Below are 22,850 nucleotides of genomic sequence, written 5' to 3' on the forward strand. Positions count from 1 at the left end.
ATCTATGCTAAATGAAAAAGCCCCGAATTCACGGGGCTGAATAAAACGAAATAAATTAACGTAACAGAGACAGCACGTTCTGCGGGACCTGGTTAGCCTGCGCCAGAACGGAAGTACCGGCCTGCTGCAGAATCTGCGCGCGAGACATGTTGGAAACTTCGGTCGCGTAGTCGGAATCTTCGATACGGCTACGCGCTTCAGACAGGTTGTTTACGGTATTGCCCAGGTTGGTGATAGCAGAGTTGAAACGGTTTTGTACCGCACCCAGATCAGAGCGCAGCGCATCCACCTGCGCCAGCGCGGCATCAATTTTCTGCAGCGGGTTTTCGGTGGTTTTAGCGGCTGCTTCCGCCAGCTCTGGTTGTGCTTTGAAATCATGACCAGCGGCTTTGCTGGCATTGTAGGTTTTACCGTCGATAGTAACGACTTCGGTTTTACCGTCTACGCCACCCAGTTGGTTAGCCGCTGTTTTGGTAGTGCCGTCAGCAGCAGTATAACTTGTGGTTTTAGCTTTAATTGCTCCTGTCGCTTCATCGTAATCTGCGGCGTAATACTTATCGCCAGCTTTAAGCGCATAACCGCCTTCAATTGTCTTACCATTTTTATCGGTATAAGACATTTTGACCAACTCAGCGCCATTAGCATCGGTAGCGTCAACGCCGCCAGCAATTAAGGCATTTTTAGCATCTGCTGAAACAACTGCCGGTGTATCTTTTAACTCCTGTACTTCTGTTTTAGTTGTCGCACCAGCAGGCATTGTGGTTTTAGTTGCGCCAGCCGCAAGGGTTACTGTACCGTCAGTAGCAACGTTAACTTCATAATCGCCATTTTTGGCGGCATCAGCACCAGTAAAGCCACCAATAGTAACAAAGTACTTGTTATTATCTGCGTCAAATTTAACCGCACCACCGGTTACAGAAGCCGTACCATTCGTACCACCCGTAGCCGCTTTAATAGCTGCATCATCAAGACCCGATACATCCAGTGTAGTACCATTATTGGCATAAGCTTTCGTTGTTACTGCTGTATCTTTCACATCATACGCTTTCTGCACGTTCAGTGAGTCCAGACCCAGGGTCTGAGAGTTGATCTGCTTCAGATCGATATCGATAGTTTCACCGTCGTTGGCACCAACCTGGATGGTCAGGGTGTTGTCCTGCGCCAGGACTTTCACGCCGTTGAACTGAGTCTGGCCGGATACACGGTCGATTTCGTTCAGACGCTGGGTAATTTCAGCCTGGATAGAGTCGAGGTCAGACTGGGAGTTAGTGCTGTTAGCAGACTGAACCGCCAGTTCACGCACACGCTGCAGGTTGTTGTTGATTTCGTTCAGCGCGCCTTCAGTGGTCTGCGCAATGGAGATACCGTCGTTAGCGTTACGGGAAGCCTGAGTCAGACCTTTGATGTTCGCGGTAAAACGGTTAGCAATCGCCTGACCTGCCGCATCGTCTTTCGCGCTGTTGATACGCAGACCAGAAGACAGACGCTCGATAGCGGTGCCCAGTGCGGACTGGGATTTGTTCAGGTTATTCTGGGTCAGCAGCGACAGACTGTTAGTGTTGATTACTTGTGCCATAAAATTTTCCTTTTGGAAGGTTTTTGATAAAGCAATCCTCCATGAGAAAAGCGACTAAAATTCTTCCTTATCTGATGTAAAGGAGAAAATCATGGCTACTATTGGGTATATTCGGGTGTCAACAATTGACCAAAATATCGATTTACAGCGTAATGCGCTTACTTGTGCAAATTGTGACCGCATTTTTGAGGACCGTATCAGTGGCAAGATTGCAAACCGCCCCGGCCTGAAACGGGCGTTAAAGTATGTAAATAAAGGCGATACTCTTGTCGTCTGGAAATTAGACAGACTGGGCCGCAGCGTGAAAAACCTGGTGGCGTTAATATCAGAATTACATGAACGTGGAGCTCACTTCCATTCTTTAACCGATAGTATTGATACCAGTAGCGCGATGGGGCGATTCTTTTTTCATGTAATGTCAGCACTGGCCGAGATGGAGCGAGAATTAATCGTCGAGCGAACCCTTGCCGGACTGGCTGCCGCCAGAGCGCAAGGACGACTGGGAGGACGCCCTCGGGCGATCAATAGACATGAACAGGAACAGATTAGCCGGCTATTAGAGAAAGGCCATCCTCGGCAGCAACTAGCTATTATTTTTGGTATTGGCGTATCTACCTTATACAGATATTTTCCGGCAAGCCGCATAAAAAAACGAATGAATTAAAATAAAAATTACAACAGGATGGATATAACATTTTTGTAATACAGGCGTGTGGCATAAATAAACCGAAAGGGTATACAAAAAAGACAGCATCTAATTAAAAAGAGAAAAAATTCAACGTATTAACATATATAGTGTAACGCGCTCACGATAAGGCCTATGTTACATCCAGCTATAGACGACATCGCTCAAAACACTACCAGACACAGTATTCACCTGGAAAGGCTTTTTAATCAAAATGTTAGATGTAAGCAATTACGGACAGAAAAAATAGTAAAGTTTATGCCTCAAGTGTCGATAACCTGGATGACACAGGTAAGCCTGGCATAACATTGGTTATCAAAAACCTTGGTTTTCAAGAACCAATAAATCGTGTGGCTGATGCGCTATAAAAATCGCAGAGCGGTGACGATATCCGCATCAGGAGCTGTTCGTTCGCAACATTCGAACGGTAACGTAAAGCTGGTTTCATTGGTTAATGAAGACGAAGGGGACAAAATTACTACAGAGTTGATACCACAGAGATAGTCCAGGCTCGCAGGTGATACGGGATTTAACGCCGGAAAGTCTGCACAGAACACGATCTGCCGCCGGACACCAGTAAATTGCCCCGCAACGCGTTATCAATACTACTACCTACGTTTCCCGTTACCTTGCTGTCGGTACGTTTACCTCATTGTCTGAAAGGTTATTTACGAAGTTATCATTAATAATCCACGGGAGTCTGGTATGCGAATCCAGTTCCCCAATCCTGGCGCTTTGCCTGTGCGACCATACGCGCGTAAATAAGCCTGAAACCAAACTTCACCGCTTAACGCTCTCCTCTTTCCCGATTTTTACGCAAAAAATCATCACATGATCAAGTGTCATATTAGTTATTGCATTTTACAAATGATATTGGTAATTATTATCATTCTCATTAACGGCTTGTTCGATTTATGACGTGGAGAGAGAGGATTTCTCATGCGTATTCTGTTTGTCGGTCCACCACTGTATGGACTGCTATACCCTGTGCTGTCTCTGGCGCAAGCGTTTCGTGTTAATGGCCATGAAGTGTTGATTGCAAGCGGTGGACAATTTGCACAGAAAGCAGCCGAAGCTGGGTTGGTGGTATTTGACGCTGCGCCTGGTTTCGATTCGGAAGCGGGTTATCGCCGTCAGGAGGCATTACGAAAAGAAAATAACATTGGAACAAAAATGGGGAACTTCTCATTCTTCAGCGAAGAGATGACTGACCCGCTGGTCGCGTTCGCCGGGCAGTGGCGGCCAGATCTCATCGTCTACCCTCCTCTTGGGGTCGTTGGACCACTGATTGCCGCTAAGTATGACATTCCGGTAGTGATGCAAACCGTCGGCTTCGGTCATACGCCCTGGCACATCAAAGGCGTGACGAAATCACTTTCTAACGCCTACCGCCGCCATGGGGTCAGCGCGCCACCAGCAGATCTGGCGTGGATAGACGTCACACCGCCCAGCATGAGCATACTGCAAAATGACGGAGAGCCGGTTATCTCCATGCAATACGTCCCGTATAACGGCGGCGCCGTCTGGGAAGAATGGTGGGAACGTACACCTGATCGCAAGCGTCTTCTGGTTAGCCTCGGCACCGTCAAACCGATGGTGGATGGCCTGGATCTGATTTCCTGGGTAATGGATTCTGCCGGCGAAGTAGATGCCGAAATCATCCTGCATCTTCCGGCAAACGCCCGCTCGGATTTACGTTCGCTGCCGCCGAATGTCCGTCTGGTCGACTGGCTTCCGATGGGCGTTTTCCTTAACGGCGCCGACGGTTTTATCCACCATGGCGGCGCAGGCAACACCCTGACGGCGCTGCATGCCGGCATTCCGCAGATAGTCTTTGGCCAGGGTGCCGACAGACCCGTCAATGCCCGCGCCGTGGTCGAGCGCGGATGCGGCATTATTCCCGGTAAGAGCGGGCTTACGAGCAGCATGATCAATACCTTCCTCGGTAATCGCGCGCTTCGCGAGGCGTCGCAGGAGGTCGCGGCGGAAATGGCGGCCCAGCCTTGCCCGACCGAGGTGGCAAAAAAACTGATCGCCATGCTGCAACACGGCTAACCGCGGCAGCGCAATGACAATATGGCGGCTGAACCCAGCGTGTGTCGCCATATCTCATCTTTCACCGATAAGGAGGCTTAATGCCCGCGACTCATTCCCCCATGCCCGCTCGTGCCTGGATAGTTCGCCTTGCCCGCGTGTGTTGGGAACGTAAAACACTGAGCATCATTGTCATCGTAGCATCAGTATCGACCATTTTACTGGCTGCGCTGACGCCGCTAATAACGCGTCAGGCCGTCAATGACGCGATAGCAGGCGATACGACCCACCTGCCGTTACTTGCCTGCGGCCTGCTGTTAATTGCCCTTTTTGATTTTATCGGGAATTACGTGCGCCGCGGCTATGCCGGGGAACTCTCGCTGTGGGTTCAGCATACGTTACGTAGCCGTGCGTTCGATAGTATTCAAAAACTGGACGGCGCAGGCCAGGACGCCTTGCGTACCGGGCAGGTCATTTCGCGTACCAACAGCGATCTTCAACAGGTACACACCTTGCTACAGATGTGTCCGGTGCCGCTGGCGGTGCTCACTTACTATGTGGCCGGTATCGCGGTGATGCTATGGATGTCGCCATCCATGACGCTTATCGTGATTTGCGTACTGGCCGCCCTTGCCATTACCGCCCTGCGCGCCCGTCGCCGTGTTTTCGCGCAAACGGGGCTTGCCTCAGACCGGCTGGCGCACATGACGGAACATATGCGCGAAGTATTGGAACAGATCTCAGTGGTGAAGTCCTGCGTGGCGGAGTTACGCGAAACGCGTTGGCTCGATGGTCAGTCGCGGCAGATGGTGCGGGTACGCATCGGTGCCGCTATCTCGCAGGCGATGCCGGGCGCAACCATGCTGGCGCTACCGGTGATAGGGCAGATCGTCCTGCTGTGCTATGGCGGCTGGTCGGTGATGAACGGGCGCATCGATCTGGGAACCTTCGTTGCGTTCGCGAGTTTTCTCGCTATGTTGACCGGCCCCACCCGCGTACTGGCATCGTTTTTGGTTATCGCACAGCGCACACAGGCATCGGTGGAGCGCGTCTTCGCGCTTATCGACACGCGTTCTCGCATGGAAGACGGTACTGAGTCGGTTGAGGGTCAGATTATCGGGCTGGACGTGGAGAAGATGAGTTTCCACTACGGCAACGGTAACCGTATCCTCACTGAGATCTCGTTTTCCATTCACGCCGGTGAAACCGTGGCAGTGGTTGGCGCATCCGGCTCCGGGAAATCAACGTTGCTGATGTTGCTGGCGCGCTTTTACGATCCCACCTCCGGCGGGGTGTGGCTCAACACCACTGCGGGTCAACAGAATATTCGCGACCTGAAACTGACGGCGCTTCGTCGTCGCGTTGGCGTAGTTTTTGAAGACGCGTTTCTGTTTGCCGGTACGGTGGCGGAAAACATCGCCTATGGGCACCCGCAAGCGACTCAGGACGACATTCGACGCGCCGCCGATGCCGCAGGCGCCAGCGGGTTCATCAATGCGCTACCGCAGGGGTTCAACACCCGACTGACCGAACGCGGAAGCAACCTCTCCGGCGGCCAACGCCAGCGTATTGCGCTAGCCCGGGCACTGATTACCGCGCCGGAACTGCTGATTCTCGATGACACCACCTCGGCGGTCGATGCCGGTACTGAAGCGGAAATTAACACGGCTCTTGGTCGTTATGCCGATAATGAGCATATGCTGCTGGTGATTGCACGCCGCCATTCAACACTGCAGTTAGCCGATCGGATCGTCGTGCTGGATAAAGGCCGCGTCGTGGATATCGGTACCCAGGCGGAGCTGGATGCAAGGTGTTCGACGTTTCGCTCGCTGATGAGCGGCGAGGGGGATTTTCTCGCCCTTGCCCCGGCAGAACAACGTACGCTATGGCCAACAACGCAGGCGGTAAAATCCGACGACGCGCATGAGCGCCAGACACCCGCCGGAAAAGGTTTTGTCGACCGGATGACGCGCGTTCCGGAACGCGCCGTACAGATGGCGCTGGCAGGCCACGGGCGTCAAGTCTCATCGCTGCTGACGCCAGTAGCCTGGATGTTCGTCATCGCCGCCCTGCTTATCGCGCTTGATTCCGCCGCAGGCGTTGGCGTGCTGGTGCTTTTGCAGCGCGGTATTGACTCAGGCGTTGCCGCAGGGGATATGTCGACTATTGGCATATGCGCTCTGCTCGCGCTGTGTCTGGTAGCGATCGGTTGGTGCTGCTATGCGCTGCAAACGATCTTCGCCGCCCGCGCGGCAGAGTCGGTACAGCATACGGTACGCTTACGCAGCTTCAGCCACCTGCTACGCCTGAGTCTTCCCTGGCACGAGAAGCACATCGACTCGCGTCTTACTCGCATGACCGTCGACGTTGATTCACTCGCCCGATTTCTGCAAAACGGTCTTGCCAGCGCGGCCACCAGCATCGTGACGATAGTCGCTATCGCCGCGGCAATGTTCTGGCTTGACCCCATTCTTGCGTTAACGGCATTAAGCGCCGTACCTGTAGTGATACTGGCGACGTGGATTTACCGCCGTTTGAGCTCGCCTGCCTACGCCCAGGCACGGCTGGAAATTGGTAAGGTGAACAGTACGCTTCAGGAAAAGGTCTCCGGTATGCGGGTAGTGCAGTCACACGGTCAACAGAAGCAGGAAGCCGCCAGGCTACGGGCGTTATCAGACAACTTCCGCGCCACCCGCGTGCGGGCGCAAAAATACCTTGCTGTCTATTTTCCGTTCCTGACCCTCTGCACCGAGGCCGCCTATGCCGCCGTGCTTTTAATCGGGGCGACCCGGGTCGCCGGAGGCGAAATGACGCCCGGGATACTGGCGGCGTTCTTCCTGCTACTGGGACAATTTTATGGCCCGGTACAGCAGTTGTCAGGCATTGTTGATTCCTGGCAGCAGGCGACCGCCAGCGGCAAACATATCAATGCGCTATTGGCGACTGAGGAAACGGAGAATATTGAACCGTCCTCCATAACGCCTGGCACTGGCGGCGCGCTACGTCTGGAGGCATTGACATTCCGCTATCCCGAAAAAACGCAACCTGTGCTTGATAATCTCTCGCTCACCATTCCGCCAGGAACGGTAGTCGCGGTGGTCGGACGTAGCGGCGCCGGCAAATCGACGCTGATCAAGCTGCTGGCCGGGCTCTACTCTCCCGGCAGCGGGCAAATCCGTGTCGGTGAGCGCCTAATTGATGCCGCGTCGCTTAGTGATTATCGTCGCCAGACGGGGCTGGTCACTCAGGATGTCGCATTATTTAGCGGCGATATTGCCGAAAATATCCGCTATTCGCTGCCAGACAGCAGCGACACGGAGGTGGAGATCGCGGCGCGACAGGCGGGACTCTTTGAAACTGTGCAACATCTGCCGCTGGGGTTTCGTACTCCGGTCAATAACGGCGGCACGGATCTGTCCGCGGGCCAGCGTCAGTTGATTGCCCTCGCCCGCGCCCAACTGGCGCAGGCGCACATTCTGCTGCTCGACGAGGCGACAGCGCGTATCGACCGCAGCGCCGAGGAGCGCTTAATAACCTCGCTTACCGGAGTGACGCATACCGAGAAACGCATCGCGCTTATCGTCGCGCACCGGCTGACCACCGCCCGCCGCTGCGATGTTATTGTCGTAATCGATAAAGGATGTATCGCTGAATATGGCAGCCATGAGCAGTTGATAGCGGCTCATGGCCTGTATGCTCGTCTGTGGCGGGCCAGCGTCGGCCAGACACGCGATACGCAAGGAGAGGTCGTAGGATAGTTTTTATCGCCACGATTTACGCAAAAGAAAGCCCGCAAGCGGCTGTTCCTGTAACAGCCGCTTTAGCTATTGATACTGACCGAAATATAAACGAGATGGAATACAAAGAATGAGACTGAGCCCGCCCGTCGCTCCTGTCGCTATACAGACCGCTACGCGCCTTCGCCGCCAACTCGCCGCCGGAAGACAGGTTGACGCTTCTCACTTCTGGCGAGAAGTAAACTCGCTCGCGCTGCCGCTGGTGACAGCCATTAACGGCGCAGACGATGAACGGGAAGTCACCTTCCTGTGGCGTGCCGCCTCTCCTCTGCGGGGGGTTTATGTTCGCCTGAACCGTGTCACCGATAAAGATAACGTGGCGAAAGGTATGATGACGCAACTGCCCACAACGGATATCTGGCATCTGACGCTTCGCTTACCGGCGTCCTACTGCGGTTCCTATACGATGGTCGAAATACCACCGAAAACCCCGGACGAGACGGTGTTGCAGCTTGGAAGCCGTTTCGCCTCCCTTGTCGGGAGGGCGGACCCGCTGAACAGCACGCCGGGAATAAATGTTCGGGGTAATACGCAGGAGTCTGTTCTGGCGTTGGATCATGCCCCGGCACAGGAGGAGTGGTCAGGCTGTCGCGCTTACGCCGGGCAGCTTTTCACCTCAGAACATCGGCTTGCCGGACAACGTCGCCGTGTGCGGCTGTATCTTCCTGACGCTCCTGTCGTACAACCGCTGGGCTTACTGGTACTCACGGATGGCGAGATCTGGTTCGACCATCTTGGGGTAAGCGCCGCCATTGACGCCGCCATCCGCAGCGGACGCATCGCGCCGGTGGCCGTACTCGGCGTTGATAACATCAACGCGGGTGAACGCGTCGCAATCCTCGGTGGTCGCCGCGAGCTGGTGCTCGACATTGCCGAACGCCTGCTGCCAACCCTTCGCGCCAAATACCCGGAACGACAGTGGGCGGACCGTACACAAACGGTGCTGGCTGGGCAAAGCCTCGGCGGCGTGACCGCGCTGATGGCGGCCCGCCACGCGCCAGAGAGCTTTGGCCTGGTACTGAGCCACTCCCCCTCAATGTGGTGGACGCCGGACAACCGCAACCGCCCGAACCATTTCAGCGCAGAAGAGCGCTCATGGGTCAGCGAACATGTGTTATCCGCGCCCTCGCCAGCCGTACGTACGCATCTGTGCGTGGGATCGCTGGAAGGTTCGACGGTCCCGCAGGTCAAACAGTTGCATGAAAAATTGCGCGCCGCCGGCGTTGAAAGCCATTGCAGCGTGTACACCGGCGGTCACGATTATGCCTGGTGGCGCGGCGCGCTGATTGACGGATTACGTCTACTGCCCCGATAAAACTTCACCTGCCAAAAAGGAATCACATCCGATGTATGGTCGCCAGTACCACAACAAGTGCTATCGCATGGCGCTATTTTTAGTGAGTTTTTGTTTTAGCGCGCTGAGTTATGCGCAGCCGGATATGCAGCCATTAGGACCGAATATTGCTGATAAAGGTTCGGGATATTACCATTTTAGGGTCAATGACTTTCAATCTGCCGATGGCGCAAGACATTACCGGGTATGGACCGCTATCCCCAATAAAGCCGCCCCGCCGTCGGGTTATCCTGTCTTATATATGCTGGACGGCAACGCAGTGATGGACAGGCTGCCGGAGGCGCTGCTCAAACGACTGGCAGACCGCTCGCCGCCGGTGATTGTGGCGATTGGCTATCAGACTAACCTGCCGTTTGATCTTAACGGCAGAGCTTATGACTATACGTCGGTGCCGGGAATCGATCGCGATGACAGTGAAAATAGCCCGCGTTTTCATCGTAAGACCGGCGGCGGGCCAGCGTTCCGCCAGCTACTGGAGAGACATATCGCGCCGCAGGTGGAACAAGGAATAACCATCAACCCCGAACGGCGCGGGGTATGGGGACATTCTTATGGCGGCCTGTTCGTTTTGGACTCCTGGCTGTCGTCATCCTTCTTTCATATCTATTACAGCGCCAGCCCGTCACTCAGCAGGGATAACTTTGCCCTGTTGAATCGCCTTACGGCAGTGAAGCCGTCGCCGTTCTGCCATAAAAAACTCATCATAATGGAAGGTTCAGCGTCGAATGGGGATAGCAGGCAACGCCAGATGGCCGAGCTCCTGCAAAAAGTTCAGGAGACCGTGAGAACGCTTGAGAACAACGGCGTTAACGCGGCCCTGCAGCATTACCCGGGCCTGGGCCACGGGCCCATGTTTAACGCCTCTTTTCGCAGTGCATTGCTGGATATCAGTCGCGAACCGGCAAGCCAAAAACCACGCTGCCATTAACCCGCCGCCAGAATATGCCCGCCAGCGGCGGGCATAATCCATCAAAACGAGGCCGTCACACTGGCATAATAAGCCCGCCCCGGTTCGTTATAGGTATTTGCCCCTTCGGCGGAGCGATAGATCTGTTTATCGAAGATATTGCTGATACCGACATTAAGACGCAGGTTCTTATTGATATCGTAGTTAACGTTAGCGCCGACCAGTGAGTAAGCCCCCAGCGCTTTCCCGGACAATCCTTTGGTCTCTTCACTACGCGACTCCGCATGTGTTCGCGGTTTTTGCTTGCCGTATAACGTCCAGTTGACGTTAGCGGAGAGCGCGCTGGTGATAGTCCAGTCGAGGAAGGTATTCACCGTATATTTCGGGATTATCGATAAGGGATTACCGGTATCTTTTTGCTCAGAAGTGATCATATAAGTCGCATTGGTATTCCAGTTCAGACGGTCCGGCATCAGCGGAACAGCCATGCTGGCTTCAATACCTTCAATCAGCGCCTTACCGCCGTTCTGCCACTGCAATACATAAGCGCCAGATGCGCTTCTGCCAATAATTTTATCACCTGCGACAATCTTATTCTGATAATCGTTACGGAAATACGTGACGCTTGCGTGGTAATCGTCTACGGTAAATTCCAGCCCAATCTCTTTATTGATACTAATTTCAGGATCGAGGTTCTTATTACCAACCAGGTAACAGCCGCCCGACGTAATATCTTTTGGACAACCGTTGCCTTTCGAATAGAGTAAATACCCCTCACTGGTTTGATACAAGTTCGGAGCCTTAAAGGCCCGGGCAATACCGGCTTTCACCTTGACGTATTCACCTAACTCCTGGGAAAGGTTAAGACTGGGACTAAAATTACTCCCGGATTCGCTCAAATAGTCAAAACGCAGGCCCGGAATAATATTGGTACCGGCCATGGGTTCGATATTATCTTCAACGTACAGCGCACTGATTTCCGATTTATTTTTGCTGCTACGGTTAGCCGCCGAACCGGGAATCCCGGCGATATTGCTATCCTTAACCGTCAGACTGGTAGAGGAAGGATCGTTCAGCTCATCGCGGTTCCACTCCGCGCCGACGGTGAGCGTTTGCTCAAATAGCCATATCACCGGGACATTCACCTCGCCGCTGGTGCGATACGAGGTCAGGCGGTTAGTGGTAAACGTCTGGTCGTTGGTAATACGCCCCTCGCCGCCGCCGGAGAGCCCCTCATTCATGCGGGTGTTATCGGTTTTTTCATAGTAGAACCCCAGGCGGCTTTGCCCCCAGTCCCAGATGCCGTTATGAGTTAGACCGTAATTCTGCCGGTACAGGCGATTGGTCTCCCGCCCGGACTGCGCCAGACTTTTGGTAACCGCGTTTGAAGTACTGTTTTGTGTATCGCCGGCATAGATATTCCCCTGCCGACTGTATCCCGCTTCAAAATCAAGGATTTGCTGCGGGGTCATTTTCCATGAGAAGACGCTATTAATATCTTTATTGGTGACCCCCTCCCGTCCGGCGGCATTTTTGGTACCGGCGGAGGAGTTAATATCCCAGCTGTCGGCATCGGTTCTGTTGAGATTACCGTACAGGCGCATCGTCAACGTATCACCAGCCAACGGGCCGCTAAGGCTAAAGTTACCCCGCCTGGTGTCACCTTCTTTGCTGCTTTCCGGCTGGTTGGTATAGAGCGACAGCGAGCCGTGCCAGTCGTTAGTCGGACGTTTGGTGATGATATTCACCACCCCGCCAGCGGCACCGGAGCCATAGCGCGCGGCGGCGGGCCCACGGATCACTTCAATACGTTCTACCATCTCCGGCGGTACCCAGTTCGTATCGCCACGGGTGTCGCGTTCTCCGCGCCAGCTATAGCGAACCGAATTTCGCGACGTCACCGGCACGCCGTCAATCAGCACTAAGGTATTTTCCGGCCCCATACCACGAATATCAATTTGTCGGTTATTTCCGCGCGTCCCCGAGGCGCTATTGCCGGTAAGATTAACCCCAGGCATCTTACGAATAATATCGGCAAGATCGTTAACGGGAGGATTCTTTTGAATATCGTCACGAGTAATAATCGAAACGCCCGGCTGTTGCTTTAATACTTGCTCGGCGGTGGATTCAACCACCATCGTTTCGCCGTTGTCGTCAGTAGATTCTGCTGCTGATAATGGACTATTAACCCCTGTAGAAACCACGGTTATTAACCAGATGAACTTCTTAACTCTCATACCCATTCCCTAAATAATGTCTAAAGTAGCGCTGTTGCCCTCAAGCTCACATCCTTGCCAGGTTACGTCTATATAGTAATTATTATCATATGCTAATGATAATAATTATCATTCAATTAAGGAAAAGGCAATCTTTCGACCACAAAAATCTGGTAATAAAAAAACGGAAACGGGATTTTGCAATATGACTCTCTGTCCGGGCTCCGCTTTGCCAGTAAATCCGGGAAGGGGGGCATAATGCGCCTACTGAACGGAGGTTTTACAAAACAGAAATAGATAAAATAAAACTATTTTTCAGATCGTTAATCACAAGAAACACCCAGGTAAGATGGTATAGCACGGTTCAGGGTTCACCGCCGCTTCCCTGCCGACGGCGAACCATTCTTACAGTTTGCCAGCGACTTTCCGTCTGGGTAATGGTGGGATCGGATACGATTGTAGTCATTCGATATATGACGATGAAAGTGATGTTGGCGCCAAAATACAAAGCGCCTGGTAATATTTATCAGGCGCTTTGCAGACTGAAAACCATCAAACATCGGTTTCTCGTTCCCCAGGATCTACCGGGAAAAATGGCAACCCACAGTTAGTGGATTTTACTGTCGGGTCTTGCCAGGGATGTTGTGTTACCCCCAGATCTTTTAAAAGACCTCGTAACAGCACTAACTCGCTGGGTGTCATTTTTTGCTTTGATTCACCCCCTTTAGGTGGACGAATATCCTCCTGACTAGTACATGTAACACAATAACCTTTTAACTCTATCCATTTAGGCGCGGGGGGGCCCTTAGGATCGGGAGGCGTCGGGCTGGCAACGCACGAACAGGCACTTATACATCCAGGCATAACGTTTTCCTTTTCAAACAATTCACTTTAGTTGGAAGTTCTACTTGAGAAAATAGAAATAGTTATTCAGATATTTTTACCGTCGCATACTCCTGTAATAATAAAAGATACTGTAAATAATTTACTCCCAGCTACTATTCAGTAGCAGATTGTTATTCTTACATTGCTTTTATTTCAGATTTACGTCAAATAGGGCTAAATATTTTCACTATAAAATACGTTAAAGAGTGTTTGTGTACTCGTAGACATTGTGGCGTCTTCAGTACGCAAATCGGTTAGTGTACAATCTTTAAAACTGGTATTTTTTAAATTAGCTTCGGACAAATCAGCCTCGCCCAGGTTCGTAGAAATGAAACTCGCCTTTTGCAGGTTTGCCCGGGTTAAGATAGCGCCTTCCATATCAGCAGCCATTATAGTAGCACCCTGTAATGTCGCACCGCTCATATCGGCACGTATAAGGGTTGCGCCTGAAACATTAGCGTGATCCATATTTGCACCGGAGCAATTACATTCTATCATGCTACAGCCTAACAGACTCGCGTGTTGTAAATTGGCGCCAGTAAGATTAGCGTGATCGAGGGTAGCGCCACACATAATGCTATCTTCCAGACAGGCGTTCTTGAAATTACTGTCGCCTAGTGATGTTCCCGATAGATTTGCGCCCTTAAAATTTGCACCTTCACAATCCGCCATAAACAGCACTGCCCCCTCTAAATTTGCGCCGCTTAAGTCTGCGTCACATAAATTTTCTGACGTCAGATTTGCTCCGGTAAGGACAGCGCCTTTAAGATTCATGCCTCCCTGGGCAGTTAATATTACAGAATCCTGAGGGAGAGAAAATTCGCATCTGAATAGTAAAGCTCGGCATATTTTTTCAAAAGAGGCAAGCGGAATTTCTCTTGTCTCAGAATGGTCGCCTTTACTGACTCGTACAATAACTTGTCCAGCTTCGTTATTCTCACCAGGAAGATTAAATTCGACACGACACCCATCCATATCATCCAGGATGATGTTTTCTGGCAACGGAGCACCTCTGTCAGGCATTGTACTTTTCAATGTCTCAGCCATAGTCTCTATCAATTCCTGATATTGTGTTTCATTTCTCCGACGTATCCCACCACAGGTAAAAAAGTTAATGATATATTCCAGAATGGTTTTGGGCGAGGTAGCTTGCCGCATAGCAGCAGAAGTCCCCGCGCCAAAAGCAGATTTAGCCATACCAGCCAGACTATCGAGTGAACGCTCCATATATTTTCTCCCAGAGACAGCAACACAGTGCATGATAAAATTTATCATATAGATTTGCATTTAGAGATAAGGTGAATACCCCCTTTACGTCTGGTTACATAATAACGTATCACGACGCGTTGCTGTCTGGCTTACACAATAGCAGCCAAATAAATATATTGGCTTATACTCGTCATACTTCAAGTTGCATGTGCTGCGGCTGCGTTCCCTCACCCCAGTCACTTACTTTAGTAAGCTCCTGGGGATTCGCTCGCTTGTCGCCTTCCTGCAACTCAAATTATTTAGAGTATATAACATTATTTAAAATAATAAACACGGCATTCGTTTTAATACTACGTTCAGGACTCATCCCACTCATTAGCAGAAAACCTATTAAAAAGCGTGTTCAGGCGTTTTATTACCGCCATTGATAAACTGTTTAACAACATCGTCTGTACAGACCTTCTTCGTTGCCTTTACGTTTAACTCAATCAGGCTACCGTCTCGGTTATAAGTCTATCGAGTAGTAGGGACGTAGTATGACGATGCAGCAAAGTGATATGGAAAGATATAATCCATTATTAATGTTAAAAGAAGTCATGGCGCAGACGCCTTATCGCCATAAACGCTGGGGAGAGCGTAAGTTTCGCTATAAATTTGTATTACGTTGCCTTATTAACCCCGTAACGACAATTAAATACTTCAATGAATTATGCCATCTGTCTCAGCCCAGAACGCTGATCATTCATCGTCCACTGTTGCCGGCAAAAATCCAGCGGCCCTATTTGTATACCGGACTTAGCATACGTTGCCGGGCAAGGGCTATTCTGGAACACTACCAGTTCGTTCAGTCCTTTCCGGAAAGTAAAATTAAAAAGATCCTCCTGTCCGAGGAACAAATCTTACTCGCTCACCTGGAAGGAAAAAACGGTGCTCTGGTAGATATCTACTGCGGTCCCTGTGGCTATGACAGAGAAGGTGAACTGACATTAACGCTGTGTTTCAATGATACGCCGTTGGCACGTTTATCATTTTCCTTTATCCGCCATGAAGGGAAGCAAATAGCGCTGGTTGCCGGGTTACAAGGGCCCAGTAAACATGTCGGCCCACAAGTCATACGTAACGCCACCAAAGATTGTTACGGTCTCTTTCCTAAACGGATGCTGTATGAAGCTTTTGCAACATTGATGCAGGCCTGTAATGTCGACGAGATTTATGCGGTAAGTGAAAACAACCATGTTTATCGTCAACTCAGGTACTTATTCCAGAAGAAAAAAACTTTTGTGGCCAGCTATAGTGAATTCTGGGAGTCGCTAAACGGCGTTAAGAAAGGTGCCTTATATCATCTGCCATCACAGGTGATGCGTAAAGCGCCTGAAAGTATCCCCAGCAAAAAACGCGCAGAGTATCGGAAACGCTATCATATTCTGGATACAATAATACAAGAGGTTAACAGCCTCTCCCGGTAGAACTATTTCATACGCGGATGTGCAGATCCTGCTACCGTTCAGCGGATCTCTTTGAAATCTGTATCGCTACTGGATGGTTAAATACAGAATGGCTTGCGAGTGAAAAGCGCGGCATTAAACCGTCGCTTTCACTCATGCTATGATCAACATCTTAATCTTATTCCCTTCACCATAACGTCATCGATTAGCATGTTAACCATTAAATACAAGCTAAACATTTTTCACTTTTTTATTTGGTTGAGCGAAAAAATAATACAAAATAGAATTTTCAGTAAACCAAGTCAGGAGTTTTGGTGAAAATACAAGAAGTTAAGCGTATATTAACCCGCTGGCAACCGTCTTCCTTTTCCCTATACCGGGAGGTGTTTACGCAATACGGCGGTAGTATCAATATGCACCCAGATATTGTGGATTATTTCATGAAGCGCTATAACTGGCATTTTAAATTCTTCCACTATAAAGAAGATGATAAGATTAAAGGCGCCTACTTTATCTGTAATGATCAGAATATTGGCATCCTGACGCGCAGAACCTTCCCGCTATCTTCAGATGAGATACTTATTCCGATGGCGCCAGATTTACGCTGCTTCTTGCCCGATCGTACTAACCGACTTTCGGCGTTGCATCAGCCACAAATACGCAATGCCATATGGAAACTCGCCAGAAAGAAACAAAATTGTCTGGTCAAAGAAACGTTCTCTTCTAAGTTTGAAAAAACACGCCGTAATGAATATCAGCGGTTTCTTAAAAAAGGCGGAAGTGTAAAAAGCGTTGCTGATTGTTCTTCTGATGAATTGACTCATATTTTTATCGAGTTATTTCGGTCTCGTTTCGGCAATACTTCATCCTGCTATCCCGCTGATAACCTTGCCAACTTTTTTAGTCAACTGCATCACCTTCTGTTTGGGCATATTCTTTATATTGAAGGGATACCCTGTGCATTTGATATCGTATTGAAATCTGAAAGCCAGATGAACGTCTACTTTGACGTATCTAATGGTGCAATTAAAAATGAGTTCAGGCCACTCAGTCCCGGCAGCATACTAATGTGGCTAAATATTAGCCGTGCCAGACATTACTGCCAGGAAAGACAAAAAAAATTGCTTTTCTCCATCGGCATACTAAAGCCTGGATGGGAATATAAGCGCATGTGGTCGACCCCCTATTTTACCGGGAAATCGATTTGCTAAAAAGAAAGCCTGGAAGTAAATATGTTTTTTACGCCCAGGTTTTTCATAAACCCTGATAAAATGATAAAAAACGAAAATTTAATCAGAATTTAAAAAATAAGTTAACCACCATATAATCATAATGACAATTACTCGAAATTCACTTACACTATGCTCGGTTTTACGGAATTGATTAACACGGTATGTTACAGATAACGTGCTAAAAAGCGTGCAGCGGTTATACATTTTCATATGTGTGTGTCATTAACCTGGCGTCAGGAACAGATGATGATGACAACTACCCTTTTATCTCTTCTGGCCTGGCATACCGTCAGTAGATTAAAGGTGTAGCCTTGCTTTATGGCATTACAAAAATGTGGGTGAGGTCTATGCTCAATGTATACGTTATTTGTAACAACGCTCTTGTGCATAAACAATACGTTATTGCCCCAACAGCACTGAACGGGTACAGTGGTTCTTGCTGACAACAGGCTTAAAGATCGCCTTAACACGGGATACCTGATAACTGGATTATATTATGACACATGCAGACTGGCTGATTCTTGGGTATACAACTGTTATTATTATTTTTGGTATTGTATGTTATATCGGATTGCTTAAATTGATAACGAAAGGCAAGCATGAAAAATAACGCACTTACCGGGAAGAATATACTCTCAGGAGATAAAATGCTTCGGCAATGATATGACACCACTGCCGAAATGCTATTTTTACAGAAATCAATCAGGTATTGAGGGTGATTTTATCATAGCCGCGCCAGCGATAATTCAACAACGAGAGCAGCCAGAATAGCACAAAAGCACCCACTACCCAGAAGCCCACATTCCCCATATGATCGTTAAGCGTGCTGACGGTCTGCCAAAATGTTCCGCTTAACTGTAACGCATCATCAATCAACCCCAGCGCCTCAAGTCCGCCAATCGCCAGCGCGACAATGACGGATGCGGCGGTAATGGTCATATTATAATAAAGCTTACGTAATGGATGCGAGAAAGCCCAACCGTAAGCGCCGACCATGACAAAGTTATCCAGGGAATCTACCAGCGCCATCCCGGCGGTAAACAGCACAGGAAAAATCATCATTGACCAGAGAGATAGCCCCTGGTTAGCTGCTGAAGCGGAAATGCCCAGCAACCCAACCTCGGTTGCGGTATCAAATCCCAGACCAAACAGAAAACCGACAAAATACATATGCCAACTGGAAGTGACCAAACGAAACGTACGCTGAAATATACGCGTCATCAGCCCGCCAGGTATCGCCTCGTCATGCGCCCTCACTGACTCGCCGCGGGTAACCGAGCGAAATTGCCGCCAGACGTTGAACAAAATAAACAGGTTAAGCAGGGCCATCGCCAGCAGAAAAAAAGCGGAAACAGCCGTACCAATCAACGAACCATATTGATGCAAAACATCAATACGATCGCGAAATGCCATCGACGTCACAACAATCGCCAGACATGCCAGAACGACAATGGTCGAATGACCCAATGAAAAAAACGCCCCCACGCCTAAAGGCGTTTTACCCTGCTGCATCAGTTTACGGGTGACGGTATCGATGGCTGCGATATGATCGGCATCAACCGCATGACGCAGCCCAAAGCTATACGCCAGTATGGCTGCGCTTAGCATGACTGCATGGTGATGAAAAACACAGAACGCCCAAATCCAGGCCAGGATGTTAACCCCGACAAGAAAGACGGTTAATGCTATTCCCCGTCGTTTAGTATGATTATTCATGCCCCTGCACCCACTATAGTTTTAATTAACGCTACGGTTTGTAGGGGGAATGTATGATCATTTGATTAAAACGTCACACCTCAAGATGCGACTTTTTGTAAACGTGCTTTACCGCTGACACATTTGTGCGCATTACTGCGGGACAAGGCTTAAAAAGCGTATCCGAACGTATAACCCTCCCAACGCTTCGCTACGGGAAAAATGGGGATGAGTACGGTGCAGGCGTGCGATATCATTGACCAAAGCCAGACCAATGCCCGCCCCGGCCACATTTCCTACGTTATCGAGCCGGTGGAACGGCTGTAGCGCCAGATGGATGTGTTCATCATCAATGCCGGGGCCGCTATCTTCGACAACCAGCGTCACGGCATCGCCATCCCGTTCAAGCCGCGCGGTGACGATGCCTTGCTCAGGCGTGTATTTCAGCGCATTATCCAGCAAGTTTCCGCACAGCTCGCTAAGCAGTACCTCATCCCCCTCGATCCACATCGCTTCCTGTTCGCCTTCGTAGCCCAGGTCGATATGTTTACTTCGCGCCTGCGCCAGGCGGGTAAAACAGCCGCTCTGTACGATATCGTACAGATTCACCGGGGAAAAACGCCGCTCGCCCTGCTCTTTATGCTTTACCGCAGAAAGTTGCAACAATCTTTCCGTGAGCTGAATGGTGCTATCCAGCGTTACGCTCATCGCCTGCAGACTTTCGTACCAGTGATGAGGATGCTGGCTGGCTAACGCCACCGCCGCCTGCGTTTTTAACACCGCCAGCGGCGTTTTTAACTGGTGAGAAGCATCGGCGCTAAAGCGTTCCTGCCGGGAGAGGATGCCGCGGAGCCTGTCAATGTAGCGATTAAACGCCACGATTAACAAGCGTGTTTCCGACCACGGCAGCAGTTCCGGCAGCGGCGTTAACAGACCCGGTTCGCGGCGTACCATTAATGACGAAAGTTGACGCATAGGGCGCAGGATCCGGCGTAATAACCAGCCAACCAGCACCAGGGTTAGCAGCACCAGCAGACCCTGTGAGATCCAGGAAGAGAACAGCAGTTGGCCCGCCAGATAACGACGGGACTGCAGCGTCTCTGCGACATAAATCTCCGCCATGCCGATAATGCCGCCTTCGTTGACCGGCTGTAGCAAACGCGCCACGCGGATCGCCTCGCCGCGATACTCGGTATGATAGAACCACGCCAGCGCCGGATAAAGCCGGGTACGGGGCGTAGCGGGCGGCATGGCAGGCAGATCGTCATAACCGGAAATGACCTTTCCGGAAGGGTCGACGACTTTGTAATAGAGTCGATCATTCATATTAAGCTCGAAGCTATCCAGCACCACCCAGGGCACGTTAACTTCCAGATGGTTATTGCGCACCACCAGCCGTTCCGATACCGTTCGCGCCGAGGAGAGCAATGTACGATCATAAGCCTGAGTGGCGGCCTGTAGCGCATTGACATAACTGTTAAACGCCGACAGCCCCCATAGCAGAATCAGCGGCAACCCCAGGAACAGTAAGAGTTGCAGGTACAACGATTGCGGCTTAACCCACTTCATCGCCGCGCTCCAGCACATAACCCAGGCCGCGCAGCGTCGTAATTCGTACATCGCTTCCCTGGAGTTTTTTACGCAGTCGATGAATATAAAGTTCGATGCTTTCAGGGCTTACCTCATCGTTCAGGCTGAACACCTGTTCAAAAAGCTGCTGACGCGAGACCGGCCGCGTTCGTCGGTACATCAATACGGTTAAGAGCGCCTGCTCACGCGGCGTCAGCGCTAACGGCTGCCCCTGTAACAGAAAATACCCTTCATCATGAAAGATCAATTCCCCCAGTTGCTGAACTTCATGAACCTGCCCAGCGCTGCGTCGCAGCAAGGCCCGTAAACGGGCATCCAGCTCTTCCAGTTCAAAGGGTTTCGGCAGATAGTCATCCGCGCCGACGTTGAGACCTTTTACGCGATCCGCCACCGCGCTTCGCGCCGTGAGCAACAAAACGGGCAAGGTCTGACCGCGTTTACGCAGCCGTTGCACCACCTCCAGTCCATCCATTCCCGGCATATTGATATCCAGCACCGCCAGCGCGTACATTTCACTGTGCAGAAGATGGTCAGCCGCCAGGCCGTCAAATACGCAGTCCACGGCAAAGCCGTTTTGCACCAGCGCTTTCTCCAGCCAGTGAGCCAGCTCACGGTTATCTTCCGCCAATAAGAGACGCATATCACATCCTGTAAAGTTTCTGCCGCATTGAAAGGGAATTGAAAGGTTATTGTTTTAACAATCACGCAACCGAACTGCTACATGTCGGCTCACATAATCACAAAAATCTTCTTCCGAACCTGAAAAATCCGGACGTCCGGCGTGAGGATAAAAAATGAAAAAACAATTACTTCGTACCCTTACTGCAAGCATTTTATTAATGAGTACCTCTGTTCTGGCGCAGGAGGCGCCGTCGCGAACGGAATGTATCGCGCCAGCCAAACCTGGCGGCGGCTTCGACCTCACCTGTAAGCTGATTCAGGTGAGTTTGCTGGAGACTGGCGCTATCGAGAAACCCATGCGGGTAACGTATATGCCCGGCGGCGTCGGCGCTGTGGCCTATAACGCGATAGTCGCCCAACGCCCTGGCGAACCCGGGACTGTGGTCGCCTTTTCCGGCGGTTCGCTGCTCAACCTGTCGCAGGGGAAATTTGGTCGCTACGGCGTGGATGATGTGCGCTGGCTGGCAAGCGTGGGCACTGATTACGGCATGATCGCCGTGCGTGCGGATTCCCCGTGGAAAACGCTGAAAGATCTGATGACAGCGATGGAAAAAGATCCCAACAGCGTGGTCATTGGCGCTGGCGCCTCTATTGGCAGCCAGGACTGGATGAAGTCGGCGTTGCTGGCGCAAAAGGCGAACGTCGACCCGCACAAGATGCGCTACGTTGCCTTTGAGGGCGGCGGCGAGCCGGTGACGGCATTAATGGGCAACCATGTTCAGGTTGTCTCCGGCGATCTCAGTGAAATGGTGCCTTATCTGGGCGGCGACAAAATCCGCGTCCTTGCCGTCTTTTCAGAAAATCGTCTGCCGGGCCAGCTTGCCAATGTCCCTACCGCTAAAGAACAGGGCTACGACCTGGTGTGGCCGATTATTCGCGGCTTCTATGTCGGGCCCAAAGTCAGCGATGCCGATTACCAGTGGTGGGTGGATACCTTCAAGAAGCTCCAGCAAACCGACGAGTTTAAAAAGCAGCGCGATCTGCGCGGCCTGTTTGAGTTCGACATGACCGGCCAGCAGCTCGATGACTACGTGAAAAAACAGGTTACTGATTACCGTGAACAGGCGAAAGCCTTCGGACTCGCGAAATAATCGCGGAGGCAATGATGAGCGATCGTATCTTTGCGGGTATCTGGCTGTTGCTCTGTATCGCCGGGCTATTCATCGCCTGGCAGATCCAAAGCGAATACAGCTATGAACCCGTCGGCCCCCGCCCTTTTCCGCTGGGGATTATCGGCCTGATGGCGCTCTGCGCGCTGGCGCTGTTATTGCGCCATCCCGACACGGTGAGCTGGCCGCGCCGCCATGTTCTGCAAAAGCTAATTACCATGATCATCATCCTGCTGATGTATGCCTGGGGATTCGAATGGCTGGGTTTTCCCATCGCCACCGCGCTTCTCACCATGGTTATCGGGATGCTGTTCGGCGCCACGATTCCGGCGGCGGGTATCTCCGGCGCGGTATTGGGTATTCTGCTGTGGTATGCCTTTGACCGGCTGCTTGATGTCACCTTACCTCTCGGCGCCTGGCTGAGTTAACGGAGCA

The 22,850-nt window shown here is 51.1% G+C and carries 16 protein-coding genes; 9 read left to right on the top strand and 7 right to left on the bottom strand.

The window, feature by feature from the left end; translation table 11 throughout:
* Nucleotides 1-55: 55 nt before the first annotated feature.
* Nucleotides 56-1,576: a FliC/FljB family flagellin gene (locus J4613_RS18350; protein WP_000079794.1), complete on the bottom strand. Its 1,521-nt coding sequence runs from the start codon at nucleotides 1,574-1,576 to the stop codon at nucleotides 56-58.
* Nucleotides 1,577-1,667: 91 nt separating this feature from the next.
* Here J4613_RS18350 and hin point away from each other — a divergent pair, with 91 nt between their 5' ends.
* From hin to J4613_RS18375, 5 genes are all read left to right on the top strand, one after another.
* Nucleotides 1,668-2,240 (top strand): flagellar phase variation DNA invertase Hin, encoded by a 573-nt coding sequence (hin, locus tag J4613_RS18355; protein ID WP_000190910.1) that lies wholly within the window; start codon nucleotides 1,668-1,670, stop codon nucleotides 2,238-2,240.
* A gap of 960 nt (nucleotides 2,241-3,200) precedes the next feature.
* Nucleotides 3,201-4,316 carry a salmochelin biosynthesis C-glycosyltransferase IroB gene (gene iroB / locus J4613_RS18360; RefSeq protein WP_001619637.1) on the top strand — a complete coding sequence of 372 codons (1,116 nt, stop codon included), beginning with the start codon at nucleotides 3,201-3,203 and terminating at the stop codon, nucleotides 4,314-4,316.
* 80 nt (nucleotides 4,317-4,396) lie between these two features.
* Nucleotides 4,397-8,053: a salmochelin/enterobactin export ABC transporter IroC gene (gene iroC / locus J4613_RS18365; RefSeq protein ID WP_111742258.1), complete on the top strand. Its 3,657-nt coding sequence runs from the start codon at nucleotides 4,397-4,399 to the stop codon at nucleotides 8,051-8,053.
* Nucleotides 8,054-8,162: 109 nt separating this feature from the next.
* Nucleotides 8,163-9,407, top strand: coding sequence for an esterase family protein (locus J4613_RS18370; RefSeq protein ID WP_001239924.1), 1,245 nt, complete (start codon nucleotides 8,163-8,165; stop codon nucleotides 9,405-9,407).
* Between the two features lie 31 nt (nucleotides 9,408-9,438).
* Nucleotides 9,439-10,374, top strand: a complete 936-nt coding sequence (locus J4613_RS18375) for an alpha/beta hydrolase (protein ID WP_111742257.1) — start codon at nucleotides 9,439-9,441, stop codon at nucleotides 10,372-10,374.
* Nucleotides 10,375-10,415: 41 nt separating this feature from the next.
* Here the strand turns inward: J4613_RS18375 and J4613_RS18380 are convergent, their stop codons facing one another.
* The 3 genes from J4613_RS18380 to pipB2 all read right to left on the bottom strand — a co-directional run bounded on the left by J4613_RS18380 (nucleotide 10,416) and on the right by pipB2 (nucleotide 14,681).
* Complete coding sequence (locus J4613_RS18380) at nucleotides 10,416-12,590, bottom strand: TonB-dependent siderophore receptor (RefSeq protein ID WP_272709544.1); 2,175 nt, start codon at nucleotides 12,588-12,590, stop codon at nucleotides 10,416-10,418.
* A 531-nt stretch (nucleotides 12,591-13,121) separates the two neighbouring features.
* A complete protein-coding gene (locus J4613_RS18385) occupies nucleotides 13,122-13,454 on the bottom strand; it encodes a hypothetical protein (RefSeq protein ID WP_077463764.1) in 333 nt (110 codons plus the stop codon).
* A 174-nt stretch (nucleotides 13,455-13,628) separates the two neighbouring features.
* Nucleotides 13,629-14,681: an SPI-2 type III secretion system effector PipB2 gene (gene pipB2, locus J4613_RS18390; protein ID WP_001670212.1), complete on the bottom strand. Its 1,053-nt coding sequence runs from the start codon at nucleotides 14,679-14,681 to the stop codon at nucleotides 13,629-13,631.
* A 518-nt stretch (nucleotides 14,682-15,199) separates the two neighbouring features.
* Between pipB2 and J4613_RS18395 the strand changes: the two genes are divergently transcribed.
* The gene (locus J4613_RS18395) at nucleotides 15,200-16,129 is read left to right on the top strand and encodes a VirK family antimicrobial peptide resistance protein (protein ID WP_023231816.1); all 930 of its coding nucleotides are present in this window, start codon (nucleotides 15,200-15,202) and stop codon (nucleotides 16,127-16,129) included.
* A 293-nt stretch (nucleotides 16,130-16,422) separates the two neighbouring features.
* Nucleotides 16,423-17,319: an antimicrobial resistance protein Mig-14 gene (locus J4613_RS18400; protein WP_080170143.1), complete on the top strand. Its 897-nt coding sequence runs from the start codon at nucleotides 16,423-16,425 to the stop codon at nucleotides 17,317-17,319.
* A 723-nt stretch (nucleotides 17,320-18,042) separates the two neighbouring features.
* Here the strand turns inward: J4613_RS18400 and J4613_RS18405 are convergent.
* From J4613_RS18405 to tctD, 3 genes are all read right to left on the bottom strand, one after another.
* The gene (locus J4613_RS18405) at nucleotides 18,043-19,056 is read right to left on the bottom strand and encodes a HoxN/HupN/NixA family nickel/cobalt transporter (RefSeq protein WP_001059351.1); all 1,014 of its coding nucleotides are present in this window, start codon (nucleotides 19,054-19,056) and stop codon (nucleotides 18,043-18,045) included.
* Between the two features lie 132 nt (nucleotides 19,057-19,188).
* Nucleotides 19,189-20,604 (bottom strand): sensor histidine kinase, encoded by a 1,416-nt coding sequence (locus J4613_RS18410; RefSeq protein ID WP_000872338.1) that lies wholly within the window; start codon nucleotides 20,602-20,604, stop codon nucleotides 19,189-19,191.
* Entirely contained in the window at nucleotides 20,591-21,265 is a 675-nt protein-coding gene (tctD, locus tag J4613_RS18415) for a transcriptional regulator TctD (protein ID WP_001237934.1), read from the bottom strand. Before tctD ends, J4613_RS18410 begins: the two co-directional genes overlap by 14 nt.
* Nucleotides 21,266-21,419: 154 nt before the next feature.
* Here tctD and J4613_RS18420 point away from each other — a divergent pair, with 154 nt between their 5' ends.
* Nucleotides 21,420-22,397 (top strand): tripartite tricarboxylate transporter substrate binding protein, encoded by a 978-nt coding sequence (locus J4613_RS18420; RefSeq protein WP_000744416.1) that lies wholly within the window; start codon nucleotides 21,420-21,422, stop codon nucleotides 22,395-22,397.
* 11 nt (nucleotides 22,398-22,408) lie between these two features.
* Nucleotides 22,409-22,843 carry a tripartite tricarboxylate transporter TctB family protein gene (locus tag J4613_RS18425; protein WP_001574835.1) on the top strand — a complete coding sequence of 145 codons (435 nt, stop codon included), beginning with the start codon at nucleotides 22,409-22,411 and terminating at the stop codon, nucleotides 22,841-22,843.
* Nucleotides 22,844-22,850: the final 7 nt, after the last annotated feature.

It is taken from the genome of Salmonella sp. 32020114201800008SM (assembly GCF_017572025.1).
GTDB classification, from domain to species: Bacteria; Pseudomonadota; Gammaproteobacteria; order Enterobacterales; family Enterobacteriaceae; genus Salmonella; species Salmonella enterica.